15 protein-coding genes are annotated in these 12861 nt (G+C 27.5%); 8 read left to right on the top strand and 7 right to left on the bottom strand.

Going from position 1 to position 12861, the window contains the following annotated elements; genetic code table 11:
• Positions 1-36 precede the first annotated feature (36 nt).
• From ATH_RS00585 to ATH_RS00575, 3 genes are read left to right on the top strand one after another with little or no spacing between them, the layout of a single operon-like run.
• Positions 37-1161 carry a bifunctional 2-C-methyl-D-erythritol 4-phosphate cytidylyltransferase/2-C-methyl-D-erythritol 2,4-cyclodiphosphate synthase gene (locus ATH_RS00585; protein ID WP_066182314.1) on the top strand — a complete coding sequence of 375 codons (1125 nt, stop codon included), beginning with the start codon at positions 37-39 and terminating at the stop codon, positions 1159-1161.
• The gene (locus tag ATH_RS00580; RefSeq protein ID WP_066185300.1) at positions 1158-2048 is read left to right on the top strand and encodes a DNA-binding transcriptional response regulator; all 891 of its coding nucleotides are present in this window, start codon (positions 1158-1160) and stop codon (positions 2046-2048) included. Before ATH_RS00585 ends, ATH_RS00580 begins: the two co-directional genes overlap by 4 nt.
• Before the next feature lie 10 nt (positions 2049-2058).
• Positions 2059-2535: a phosphatidylglycerophosphatase A family protein gene (locus ATH_RS00575; RefSeq protein ID WP_066183247.1), complete on the top strand. Its 477-nt coding sequence runs from the start codon at positions 2059-2061 to the stop codon at positions 2533-2535.
• Between the two features lie 39 nt (positions 2536-2574).
• Here ATH_RS00575 and ATH_RS00570 read toward each other — a convergent pair whose 3' ends face one another.
• From ATH_RS00570 to ATH_RS00550, 5 genes are read right to left on the bottom strand one after another with little or no spacing between them, the layout of a single operon-like run.
• Positions 2575-3669 carry a carbamoyl phosphate synthase small subunit gene (locus ATH_RS00570; protein ID WP_066185301.1) on the bottom strand — a complete coding sequence of 365 codons (1095 nt, stop codon included), beginning with the start codon at positions 3667-3669 and terminating at the stop codon, positions 2575-2577.
• Positions 3669-4220 carry a DUF507 family protein gene (locus ATH_RS00565; protein ID WP_066185302.1) on the bottom strand — a complete coding sequence of 184 codons (552 nt, stop codon included), beginning with the start codon at positions 4218-4220 and terminating at the stop codon, positions 3669-3671. The genes ATH_RS00570 and ATH_RS00565 overlap by 1 nt, the downstream gene beginning before the upstream one ends.
• Before the next feature lies 1 nt (position 4221).
• On the bottom strand, positions 4222-5472 hold the full coding sequence (locus ATH_RS00560; RefSeq protein WP_066182299.1) for an adenylosuccinate synthase: 1251 nt from the start codon (positions 5470-5472) through the stop codon (positions 4222-4224).
• Between the two features lie 7 nt (positions 5473-5479).
• A complete protein-coding gene (locus tag ATH_RS00555; RefSeq protein ID WP_066182296.1) occupies positions 5480-6325 on the bottom strand; it encodes an ATP phosphoribosyltransferase regulatory subunit in 846 nt (281 codons plus the stop codon).
• Positions 6326-6330: 5 nt separating this feature from the next.
• Positions 6331-7437 carry a pyridoxal-phosphate-dependent aminotransferase family protein gene (locus ATH_RS00550; RefSeq protein WP_066182293.1) on the bottom strand — a complete coding sequence of 369 codons (1107 nt, stop codon included), beginning with the start codon at positions 7435-7437 and terminating at the stop codon, positions 6331-6333.
• 189 nt (positions 7438-7626) lie between these two features.
• Here ATH_RS00550 and ATH_RS00545 point away from each other — a divergent pair, with 189 nt between their 5' ends.
• The 5 genes from ATH_RS00545 to ATH_RS00525 are packed head-to-tail and all read left to right on the top strand — an operon-like array spanning position 7627 to position 11207.
• Positions 7627-8082, top strand: a complete 456-nt coding sequence (locus tag ATH_RS00545) for a MarR family winged helix-turn-helix transcriptional regulator (protein WP_066182289.1) — start codon at positions 7627-7629, stop codon at positions 8080-8082.
• Positions 8083-8084: 2 nt separating this feature from the next.
• Entirely contained in the window at positions 8085-8636 is a 552-nt protein-coding gene (locus ATH_RS00540; RefSeq protein WP_066182286.1) for a YceI family protein, read from the top strand.
• 20 nt (positions 8637-8656) lie between these two features.
• Positions 8657-9433, top strand: coding sequence for a DODA-type extradiol aromatic ring-opening family dioxygenase (locus ATH_RS00535; RefSeq protein WP_066182284.1), 777 nt, complete (start codon positions 8657-8659; stop codon positions 9431-9433).
• The gene (locus tag ATH_RS00530) at positions 9430-10125 is read left to right on the top strand and encodes a pirin family protein (RefSeq protein ID WP_066182282.1); all 696 of its coding nucleotides are present in this window, start codon (positions 9430-9432) and stop codon (positions 10123-10125) included. The genes ATH_RS00535 and ATH_RS00530 overlap by 4 nt, the downstream gene beginning before the upstream one ends.
• Positions 10126-10169: 44 nt before the next feature.
• Positions 10170-11207 carry a glyceraldehyde 3-phosphate dehydrogenase NAD-binding domain-containing protein gene (locus ATH_RS00525; RefSeq protein ID WP_066182280.1) on the top strand — a complete coding sequence of 346 codons (1038 nt, stop codon included), beginning with the start codon at positions 10170-10172 and terminating at the stop codon, positions 11205-11207.
• Positions 11208-11220: 13 nt separating this feature from the next.
• Here ATH_RS00525 and ATH_RS00520 read toward each other — a convergent pair whose 3' ends face one another.
• Positions 11221-11574, bottom strand: coding sequence for a DUF1641 domain-containing protein (locus tag ATH_RS00520; protein ID WP_066156717.1), 354 nt, complete (start codon positions 11572-11574; stop codon positions 11221-11223).
• Positions 11575-11583: 9 nt separating this feature from the next.
• A complete protein-coding gene (locus tag ATH_RS00515) occupies positions 11584-12774 on the bottom strand; it encodes an NAD(P)/FAD-dependent oxidoreductase (RefSeq protein ID WP_066156712.1) in 1191 nt (396 codons plus the stop codon).
• Between the last annotated feature and the right edge of the window lie 87 nt (positions 12775-12861).

Below are 12861 nucleotides of genomic sequence, written 5' to 3'. Positions count from 1 at the left end.
TACAGTTTGTAACTTTTTTACTCAAAGGAAATGAACTTGAAAGAGATTACATTAGTCGTTTTATGTGCAGGAAATTCAACAAGATTTGATAATTCTTGTAAAAAACAGTGGCTAAGAGTTGGTAATATTCCTTTATGGCTAGATGTTACTTCAAGATTAAGTTCTTATTCTGATTTCTCAGAAACAATTGTTGTCTCAAAAGAAGATGAGCTAAAATATATGCAAAATTTTAGTGATGATTTTATTTTTGTTAAAGGTGGAGATACAAGACAAGAATCTATAAAGAATGCTTTAGAGTTTGTAGATACAAAATATGTTTTAATAAGCGATGTTGCAAGATCTTGTATTCCAAAAGATATGTTTCTTAGAGTTTTAGATAAAAAATCTGAAGCATTTTGTGTAGTTCCTATTTTAGATGTAAGCGATACAGTAATTTATGAAAAAAATTGTATAAATAGAGATGAAGTTAAACTTATTCAAACTCCTCAATTATCACAAACTTCTATTTTAAAAGATGCATTAAATAGCAATATTGAATTTACAGATGAAAGTAGTGCTATAAAAAACAAAGGTTATGAAATCACTTATGTAAAAGGTGATATAAGAGCAAAAAAACTAACTTTTATTGATGATTTAAATGAAATACCTTGCTTAACTCCTCCTTCAAAAAACTTTTTTGTAGGTTTTGGTTTTGATATTCATAGTTTTGAAGAAGGCAAAGATATGTTTTTAGGTGGTGTAAAATTACCTTATGATTATGGATTTAAAGCTCATAGTGATGGAGATGTACTTTTACATTCCTTAATTGATGCTCTTTTAGGAGCTGTTGGGGCTGGAGATATTGGAGAGTTTTTTCCTGACAATGACCCAAAATATAAAAATATTGACTCAAAAGAACTTTTAAAATATATTTTAAGATTTATAAAAAATGTTGGATATGAAATTGTAAATGTTGATATCACAATTATTGCAGAAAAACCAAAAATAACTCCACATAAACAAGATATAAAATCAAGCTTATCAAATCTTTTAGAACTTTCTAAACAATTTATAAATGTAAAGGCTTCAACTTCTGAGAAACTTGGAAGTATTGGTAGAGCTGAAGGTGTTGTTGTACAAAGTGTAGTAAATTTAAAATATTATGAATGGAATAAGAAATGAATATATTAATAGTAGAAAATGAAGTTTATTTAGCCCAGAAAATTGTTTCAAGACTTCTTGATGATGGTCATAATTGTGATTTTGTTGAAAGTGTTCATCTTGAAAACATTACAAAAGATTACGATATTATTCTTTTATCAACTACAATTCCTAGTAATATTTGTAAAGCAATTATCAAAAAATATGCACAAAATTCAATAATTTTACTAATGGTATCTTATATATCTGATGAAACCGTAACAAATCCGATAAAAGATGGTGCAAAAGATTATATTATGAAACCATTTTTAATGGATGAACTTGTAAGAAAAATTTATCACTACAAAGATTGTAGATCAATGAGAAGAGAGCTTAGTGTTTTAAAAGAGTATTATGATTTTACTATGAATAATATTGATACAAATAATATAATTCTGCCACTCTCTTTTCCACTTATGATTGAAACAAATCACCAAAAACTTTCTGATAAAATTGTATTTGAAACAGCAAAAAAATTAGCTATGAGTATTGAATTTGATAGTTTTTCATCAAACTCATGGCAAAAAAAGATAACTAACTTAAATAATAAAACAATTCTTTATATATCAGATTATCATCTATTAAAAAAGAGTTCAAAAGAGCAACTAAATAAACAAATTGAAGATAAAAATGTAATAATATCTTCTTTTGAAGATAGTGAAGAGTTTATTTATAAGAAAATAGTTTTAAATAATGAAAATGTATCAAATGATGCAAATACAATTTTATCTATAAATGATTATGTAAAAATGGTAGTAAGCACTTATCAAAATAAATATCCAGATACAGAGCTTTCTAAAAAGCTAGGAATATCAAGAAAATCTCTTTGGGAAAAAAGAAAAAAACTAGATATTGAAAAAAAGAAATAAAAAGGTAATTATGAATTTTAGAAAATTTTTTTTAACAGTTGGATTTAGTGGTTTAAGTCCAAAAGCTCCTGGTACAGCTGGAAGTTTTGTATCTTTAATTTTAGCTCTTGCTCTACTTGAGTTTTTACACTCTTCAACTCTATTATTATTGGCAATTCTTATTTCAATTATTGCAGTAAAACAGATTAATATTTATGAAAAAGAAGTTGGTATTCATGATAGTAGTGAGATTGTTATAGATGAATTAGCTGGTATGTGGATTGCTCTTTCACTATCTGGAATAAATAATGAAAATATACTTATAACTGCTTCTCTTGCTTTTATATTTTTTAGATTATTTGATATTTGGAAACCCTCTATTATTGGTAAAATCGACAGAGATGTAAAAGGTGGATTGGGTGTAATGGGAGATGATATTCTTGCTGGAGTTTTCGCTGGTATTTGTACAGCTGGTTCTTGGCAATTAATAGATAAATTCTTACTTTAATCCTTAGTTACTATACATTTGTATAGTAACTAATTTATCTTATTTTACTAAAGATAAAAAATCTTTATAAATTTTAGAACCTGAAATAGGTGTAAATTCACAACTTAAAATATTTTTATTTTTATATTTAAATGCAACTACTTCATCATTAAATAGCTTACTATGTGTAGCTTCAAAAATATTGTTATTTACTTCTACTTTATAAGCTGTATTCATAGAAAAAATATCTACATTTTTGTCTGATAAAACTGGATGACTTCCAGATTTCACTGTTTTTAGCTCTTCAACTTTTAAATCATTTGCTAATGCTAAAATAAAATGTCCTAAACCAACTGCAAACATTGGAATATTTGCACTAATTAATGACTTAACTCCACTTATTTCTTCTTTATAAATATTTGGATTACCTGCACCTGAACTTAAAACAACACCACCAATATTTTTATCATTAAATCTTTTTACTATCTCTTCACTTTTTATATTATATGGTACAACTTCAACTTCAAGACCAGACTCTACTAGTTCATTTAAAAATGATTTTTTAACTCCAAAATCTACTACTAAAACTTTTTTATCGCTCATACTTGCTTTATTATACTCTTGAGTTTGACTATTCCAAGCCCCTGTTTTATGAATATAAGCCTCTTTTGTAGATAATTCTCTTATAAAATTAATTTCATTATAACTTTTTGATTCTTGTAAAAGTTCTTTCAGTTCATCTTTAGATGAAACTTCTGTTGAAGCTATCATCATCATTGAACCTTCTTCTCTTACTACTTTTGTTAAAAATCTTGTATCAATTTCGCAGATTCCAAGGATATTTTGTTCTTTTAAAAATTGTGCTAAACTTTTATCTGCTCTATAATTTGAATAGCTATCATGATATGTTCTTGCAATAACTCCAGCAACTTGTGCTTTTGAACTTTCCATATCTGCATCATTTATACCACTATTTCCTATCTCTACTGTTGTAAAGTTTACAAAAAGACCTGAATTTGATGGATCAGTTATTGTATCTTCATATCCAAATGTTGTATTATTATAAACTAATTTACCAATAGCAGTTTTACTTGCACCAAATGATTTCGCTTCTAAAAAAATACCATTTTCTAAATATATATAAATTTTTTGCATTAGATTAATCCTCTTTTAATTAGCTCCTCTTCGTAAAGCCTATGATAAACCATATCATAGTCATCAGTCCCAGGAATTAATTTTCTTTTGTAGTTTTTAAGTTTACTTAAAACCTCACTATCTGCTCTTTCAAACCCTTTTATAAAATCATCCATCGAACCAAATATAACATTTTTTACTTGGTTGTCCGAACATGTAAAGTGAATATAGTCCTCCTCCCATAAAAAATCAATAATTTTGTGAGCAATATCTGAAAATCTATCTTCATTATTCAGAATTACTCCAAAATCATTTGCAAGCCTTTTTTTAGTCATCCAAAAAAGTTGCCTTCTATCAGCATTTAAATACTCAATTTCATCTTCTTGATTATCTAAAATCTCTTCAACTTTTTCATTTAAAGCTGCTTCTTTTTCAATATCTTCATCTAAAATTCTCTCTATTTGCTCTTCGATACTTGCTTTATTTCTTCTTACTTCAACAAAGCTACAAGCTGTTAAATCTCTTGTAATCCTTCTTGCAATATAAGATGTATGGTGTACTCTTAATCTCATTTTAGCCCCTTATAATAGTATCATCTCGTTCAGGTGAAGTTGAGATTATCCCAACTTTTACATTTGTAATTTCTTCAATCTTCTCTATAAATTTCTTTGCATTTATTGGTAAGTCTTCATATTTTCTAATACCAACAACGCTGTCCCAACCATCAATCTCTTCATAAACTGCTTCTACATTATCCATATCAGATGGCATATAATTGATTTTCTCTCCATTATGAATATATGATACACACACTTTAATTTTTTCAAATCCATCAAGAACATCAAGTTTCATAAGTGCTAATTTATCACAACCATTTAATCTACTTGCATATCTTACAGAAACAGCATCAAACCAACCACATCTTCTTTTTCTTCCTGTAATTGCTCCAAACTCTTTTCCAACTTCACCCATTGTTATTCCAGCTTGTGTGAAATCTTCTGTTGGGAATGGTCCATTTCCAACTCTTGTACAATATGCTTTTACAATTCCAATAACTTCACCAATATCTTTTGGATTTAAACCAAGCCCTGTACAAGCTCCACCTGTAACTGTACTTGAAGATGTAACATATGGATAAGTTCCATGGTCTATATCTAAAAGTGTTCCTTGTGCACCTTCTAATAAAACTCTTTTATTCTCTTCAAGTGCTTTCCAAACCATATTTGTTGTATTTACAATATATGAAGAAAGTTTTTCTTTATAAGATTTTAATTCATTTAAAAGAGCTTCTTTATCTGGTGTAGCTATTTGTAATATATCAAAGATTGCTCTATTTTGCTCAAAGTAACTTATAATATCTTCACAAAGTTTAGCTGGATTTAAAAGTTCACCTACTCTAAATCCTGTTCTACTAACTTTCTCTGCATATGTAGGTCCAATCCCTTTTCCAGTTGTTCCAATAGCTTTATCACCTTTTAGTTTCTCTTTTGCTTGATCAATTTGTGCATGAAAAGCTAAATTTAGATGAGCTTTATCAGATATATATAATCTTCCTACTAAACTACCAAATTGACTCATCTCTCTTAATATATTCTCAGGAGATACAACAACTCCGTTTCCAATAACATTTACTGATTTTGGATTTAAGATTCCTGATGGAATTAATTGAAGTACATATTTTACTCCATCAACCCAAATTGTATGTCCTGCATTGTGTCCACCTTGGCTTCTACAAACCATATCATACTTTTGAGCAAGCATATCTACGATTTTACCTTTTCCTTCATCTCCCCATTGGATTCCTACAATTACATCTGCTTTCATTTCTTTCTTACCCTTCAATTATTTTTAATAAATTATCTGTATATAGTGCAAAACCTAAAGAGCTAATCCCTTCTGCTTCATACATTCCACCTCTACAAAGTACAAGGTTATCTTTGATTACTCTATAATATATATCATTATAATATTTCAAACTTCCATAATAAAGTGGTGCTATTATAATATTATTATAATCCACTTCTAAAGCCTTTTCTAAAAGTTTTAGAAGTTCATTTTTTATACTACTTGGAACAATCTGTATTACTTCTTCCAAAGATTTAATATCTTGAACTCTTAAAAGTTTTTCAAGCCAATCAATTTTTAAATCTATTAGCTTTGAAATATCTGCTTGTTTAAAGATCTCAATATCAATATTTAGCTCTTTACTTACTAGTTTTGGAACAATAATATTTGATATTTGCATTATTGGCTCTATTTTTAAAGCTTTTAAAATATCTGCTGTCAAATTTAAAATATCTGAAATATTATTATGCTCTATATATTCACAACCAATTTGATACTCTTCTTTTGAAGGATATGAAAATATTGGTTGTATATAAAACCATTTTTTTTGGTTTGTTGCTCTTCCTAATCTTTTTGTAATAATTCTCACAACATCCAAAGTAGAATCAGCTCTTAGTGAAACTTGTTCATTCTCTTCATCTGAAAACTTTATTAATTTTCTTTCATTTGCTATTGCTTGATGTTGAGAATAAGAGAAGTTTGGTGTTAAAATCTCTTCAAAACCATTTTTGTACAAAATATTACATACAAGATTTTCTAACTCTCTTTTAGCTCTAGCAAGCTTTCCGAAATAAAGTCTACTTCCTTTTGGGATCTCGTGTTCAAAAACCATTTATATTAATTTCCTTTATAAAATGTCTCTGCAAAAACTCTATTTGCTGTTCCATCAAAAGTTCTAATTCCTAGTTCATCTAGTACAAGTTCAGTAGCATTTACAGCCCATGAAGCTTCAAAATCTTCAACTAAGCCCATATGATTAATTCTAAATATTTTTCCAGCTAAATGATCTTGACCACCTGCTATATCAACATTATATTTTGTTTTTAATAGTTTTCTAATCTCATTTGATTGCTCTGTATAAGCTGTTGTCATTGCATTTGCTGGAACTTTTGGATAAATTCTAAAACCAATAGCTTTTAATGCTTCTTGAGTAGCTTTTGCTCTTTTATCTGTTTGCTTATATAAATTATCAAATCCAATCTCTTTAAATTTTTCTAAAATTGCTCCAAGTCCAATAATCAAAGTTGTAGCAGCTGTATATGCTGTTGTATTTTTCTTTTGATTTTTAATTTCACTTGCAAGATTAAAATAGTATCCTGCTGGTTTCTCTTCAATTTTAACAACTGCTTTATTTGATAATCCAATCATAGCAATACCTGGAGGCAACATAAATGCTTTTTGGCTTCCTGTAATTAATGCATCAATATTTGATGTATCAATTTTTTCAACACCTAAAGCTGTAATTCCATCAGCAATTATCATAATATTTGGATTTATTTTTTTAACTTCTTTTGCTATTTCTTCAACTGGATGTCTTAATCCACCAGCACTTTCACAAATTTGAATAAAAAGTGAATCTATATTTTTATCATTTTTAACAGCATTTATAACATCTTCAACACAAGCTGGAGTATCCCACTCTTGTTTTAACTCTGTATAATCAATATTAAATGCTTTACAAATCTTTCCAAATCTCTCTCCAAACTTACCTGAGTTTATTGTAAGTGCTTTTGTTCTTGTTAAGTTTGTAATACAAGCTTCCATTGCACCTGTACCACTTGAAGCCAAAATTAAAACTTCATTCATATCATAAATTTCAAGTAATAGTTTTCTAGTTTTTTCAAATATAGCTTCAAACTCTTTTGTTCTATGATGTATTGTAATATCACTCATTGCTTTTCTTGCAAATTCTGGTACAGGTGTAGGACCTGGAGTTAATAACATATTCTTATCCTTATAAATTTTTATCTTTCAATCAAAGCTGTAAATTCTAGCTAAAAAAATATTAAATTTTGGTAAGTAAAAAATTTATTAAATTTACTATTGACATTATTACTAATTAGTAATATAATTCTCTCCAAGTATTTTATTTCTATAAAATATAAATATTTATCTTAAAAAATAGGTTTAATTATGTTTAAAATGAAGTCATATGACACAAGAGTAAGTAAATCAATGAAAACAGTTGTTAGATTAGATAGAGTTTTTAATAGGATAAATAATATTACAGAAAATCATCTATCAAAAAATAATCTAACATTTAATCAATTTAAAGTATTGGAAGTTTTATATCATTTAGGTGATTTAAATACTGGTTCTATTACAAAACTTACATCAAGCACACCTGGAAACACAACTGTTGTTGTAAGAAATCTCAAAAGAGATGGATTTATTGAATCAAAAAAAGATTTAAATGATGCAAGAGCTTCAATTTTATCTATTACTAAAAGTGGTGAAGAGATAATTGAAGAAGTTTTTCCAAAACATGCTGAAAATCTTTATGATTTTATGAATATTCTAGATGATAAAGAGCTTGATACTTTATACGATTTATTAGATAAACTTTACAAAACAAATAAAAAGGATTAAAAATGAAAAACTTAAAATTAGGATTATTATCAGTAGCACTTTGTTCATCGCTATTTGCAGGTAATTATAAAGTTGATACTTCACACTCAAATGCAGGTTTTAGCGTTAAACATATGATGGTTTCAAATGTTATTGGTAAATTCAATGATTTCAAAGGAACATTTGAATTTGATGAAAAGAATGGAACTTTACTTTCATTAAATGGTGAATTAAGTGTATCTTCTATCGATACAGCAAATGAAAAAAGAGATAATCACTTAAAAGCTGATGATTTTTTTGCTGCAAAAAACTTCCCTACAATTACATTTAAATCAACAAAAGTTGAAAAAGATACAATTTATGGTGATCTTACAATAAAAGGTAAAACACAAAATGTAAAATTTTCTCTTGAAAATGGTGGAACATTTGCAGGAAAAGCTGGATTCTCTTTAAAAGGATCAATCAATAGAAGTGATTTTGGAATCACTTGGAATAAAGTTTTAGAAGCAGGAGCAGTTGCTGTTGGTGATCAAGTAAAGTTAATCATTGATATTGAAGGAGATTTAGTTAAATAATTTTAACTAAATTTTAAAATATGAATCCTACTCTATTTATATCTCATGGTGCACCAAATATAGTTTTAAACAATTCTCAAACTAAAAATAGTGCTAGAGAACTTTCAAGTAGTTTGGATATTCCAAAGTACATAATTATCGTATCTGCTCATTGGCTAAGTTTTGATTTAAAAGTAATCAATCCAAATGCCAATGAACTTATGTACGATTTTTATGGCTTTGAAAAAGAGCTTTATAATTTTAAATATAAAATATCTAGCAATAAAGAATTAACAAATAATTTAATAGAAAAACTTAAAAAACAAAATATTAATATAAGTATTGATGAAAATAGAATAAGTTATGACCATGGAGTTTGGAGCAGTTTATATCTTCTTTATGAAGAGTTAAATATTCCAATAATTCAATTAAGTATTCCTAGTTCCTACTCTATCTCAGAACTTATTGATTTAGGTGAAAAATTAAAAGAGTTTAAAGATGAAGCATTATTGATTTTTTCTGGTGGAATTACTCATAATCTAAGAGATATGAGTTTTAATTCACAAATAAAAGATTATGCAAAAATATTTAATGATGAAATTAAAAATATTATAAATTTGGGTGATGAAAAAGAATTATCAAATATAGATAAAAATAGATATTTTTATCAAAATCATCCAACAACTGAACATTTTATACCTCTTTTAATAGCCTTTGGAAGTGCTTTAAATAAAAAAGGAAAATCTTTTAATAGCGAAATACTCTATTCAAATATTTCAATGGAGAGTTTTATTTTTGATGAAAAGGATAAAAAATGATAAGAAAACTAAAAAAAGAGAATATGGGAACATCAAATCTAGCTTGGCTTGAAAGCCGTTTTCATTTCAGTTTTGCAGAATATAGAAATCCAGAAAATATAAATTTTGGAGTTTTAAGAGTTTTAAATGATGATATTATTCATCCAAAAAGTGGTTTTGATACTCATCCTCATGCAAATATGGAAATAATATCTTATATCGTAGATGGAGAGATTACTCACAAAGATTCTATGGGAAATAGTGAAGTCCTAAAAAGAGGAGAAGTTCAATATTTAAGTGCAGGAGATGGTATTTATCATAGTGAACATAATTTACATGAAAGTGAAGATTTAAGACTTTTACAAATTTGGATTATTCCTCCAAAAAAAAGCTTAGCAAGGCTTTATGGAAGCCATAAATTTACAAAAGATGAAAGAGACAACAAACTACTAAATATTGTATCTTCACAAAATGGAGATGCTCCTATAAAAATCTATCAAGATGTAAATATTTATGTAGCTGAATTTGATAAAGATTTTGAATTTGATATAAAAAAAGATAGACAAATTTATTTTGTATTAATTGAAGGTAGTGCAGAAGTAAATGGCGAAACTCTTAATTTTGGTGATGCTATGGAACTTGTAGATGAAGAGAAACTAAAAGTTAATCCTATTACAAAATCACATATTTTATTTATAGAAATGAAAAAATAATCAAGTTTTAACTATAATTCATAAAATAACCAAGAAAGTAGCTTATGAGTTTAAATGTTTTAATAAATGGAGTTGGAAGAATAGGAAAAGCTGTTTTAAAACAACTTCTAAAGAGTGAAGATTTTAAAATTGTTGGAATAAATGATATTAATCCATATATTGAAAATATCATTTATTCTATAAACTATGACTCAACTTATGGAAAATATGAAGATAAGTTTAAAATTGTTGAAGATAACTTCATACAAAACTCAAATACTAGAATAAAAGTTACAAACTTTGACTCTTTATGCAAAATAGAATTAAGTGATGTTGATATTATTATTGATGCAAGTGGGAAAAAAGAGGATATTAAACTTTTGGAATCTCTTCCAGTAAAAGCGATATTTTTAACTCATCCAAATAAAGATGCAAATATAAATATAGTTTTAGGAGTAAATGAAGATAAACTTGATTTAAATTCTCATAAAGTTATCTCTACAAGCTCTTGCAATGCAACTGCACTACTTCCTGCTTTAAAAATAATTGATGATAAAAAAGAGATAATTTGTGGTGATATTGTAACTATTCATCCACTTTTAAATCATCAAAGAGTTTTAGATGGAAGCTTTGTTCAAAGTGCAACTAGAGGAGTTGATTTGAACTTTGAATTTGGAAGAAGTTCAACTCAAAATATAATTCCAAGTCAAACAACTACTATAAAAGCTTGTTCTTATGTAGTAGAAAAATTCAATCCAGATTTAATAAGCTCAAACTCACTTAGAGTTCCAACAGATACGGTTGGAGTAATAAATGTAACTCTTTTTACAAAAGAATCTTCAAGTAAAGATGAGATAAAAAATCTTTTTTTGGAGTTTGAAAAGAATCAAAAACTTCCAATAGTTTTAAATAATTTTGAAGCTCTAGTTTCAAGTGATTTTAAACAAGAAAAATTTACAACAATAGTTGATCATAGATTTTTAGAAGTTAAACAAAATATGATAAAACTTCTACTTTGGTATGATAATGAGTGGGGATATGCTTCTAAAGTTGTAGATATTTTAGATTTTTATAGAAAAAAGTATTCTCAAGAAAAATCTTGAGAATAACTAAAACTTAAAGTTGTTTTCCAATTCCTTTTGTAAGATTAAGCATAAAACTTAATCCTTTTAAAGTCTCTTCATCTCTCATAAGTTTTAATAGCCCTAAAAGAGACTGCTTACTATTTTTAGCATTTTCTCTTTTTGCATATCTAACTGCATTATCCATGATAAATCCAGCTGTTGCTAAATTATCAACTGTACCTATCATTTTTTCAACCATTGGTTGAGTTGTCATTTCAATATTATCAGATACAACAGCCAAAAGGTCAATAAGATTATCAATTCTTCCTGTTTGAACTAACATAGTCATTTTGTCTTCTAACTCTTGCATCTCTTTTGTTTTTAGAACTTCTACTTTATTACTCATATTTTTCTCCTATATCATTCCACGAGCAGCAGCCCAGTAGATACCTTTATTGAAACCTTTTCTTACAAAACTTCCTAATTTACTACAAGGAGTTGGTTTTACATCTTCCTTGTAATCATACCAAAGTGGCATTCCACAAGATAATCCCATTTGAGCAATAGCAATAACTAAACCATCATAACTCTCAGTTGGGTAACCATGTCTTAACTCAGAAGCAATATTATCAGCAACTACATCTGTTTGATTATGAATTGTTCCACCAGCTTTTGAAACAGGTAAATCAACTGTATCTCCTAAAGTATAAATATTATTTTGACCTATTACTTTAAGTGTTTTTTTATCAGTTGGTAGCCATCCTTCATTATCTAAAGCTTTTGATAATCCAGAATTTCTTATAAACTCAACAGCAATAAATGGTGGTGTTGACATTAAAATATCAAATTCAATCTCTTCACCCTCTTGTGAATATGCTATTTTCTTATCGGCATCAACTTTATTTAAAGTAAATCCTGTTTTATGTTTAATCCCAGCACCATCAAAAATTGAAGGTAATACTTTAGAAGTTGGTTCTTGTAAAAATAGTCCATTTTGTACAGCTTGTGCTTCTGTTGGATATGTATAAATAATCTCTACATTATCTCTAATTCCTCTTTCTACTAAGAAATCATGTAACATAATTGTTGTTTCAACAGGTGCAATACCACATTGATGTGGAATATTTGGAGTTTTTGGGAAGTTTACAGTAATTAAAACTCTTCCTTTTTCCAATTTATGGAATTTTTTAGCAAGTTTCATAGCACCTTCATAAGTATAGAAAATATCTCCACCTTCTGCTAATCCAGGGATTCTTTCAGGTGCAGCTTCACAACCAGTTGCTAAAACTAAAAAATCATAATTAAATTTTTTACCACTTTTTGCTTTTACAAAATTGTTTTTTGTATCAATTTCAACTGCTTCTTCAACTTCAAAATTGATTTCACTCATTAGAAGAGATCTTTGTTCTCTTACAAACTCATAACCTTCTGATTTTCCAAAAGCAACATACATAGCTCCTGGTCTATAATAGTGATTTTTTGAATTAGATATTAAAGTAATTTCTACCTCATCTTTATCTATTTCGGGCATTAATTTTTTTGCAAGGTTATTTGCAGTCATTGTTCCTGCTGTTCCCCCACCAACTATAAGAATTTTTTTTCTCATCTTATTTCTCCTAATATATTAGATAGATGAAAACAATATCAAATATAAGTAAGATTTGTATAAGTTATTTATAAGTTTTATATAAGT

It is taken from the genome of Aliarcobacter thereius LMG 24486, from assembly GCF_004214815.1.
In the GTDB taxonomy this organism is placed as follows: domain Bacteria; phylum Campylobacterota; class Campylobacteria; order Campylobacterales; family Arcobacteraceae; genus Aliarcobacter; species Aliarcobacter thereius.
The sequence above is the reverse complement of the archived record's forward strand: the minus strand, read 5'-3'. Positions and strand labels throughout refer to the sequence as shown.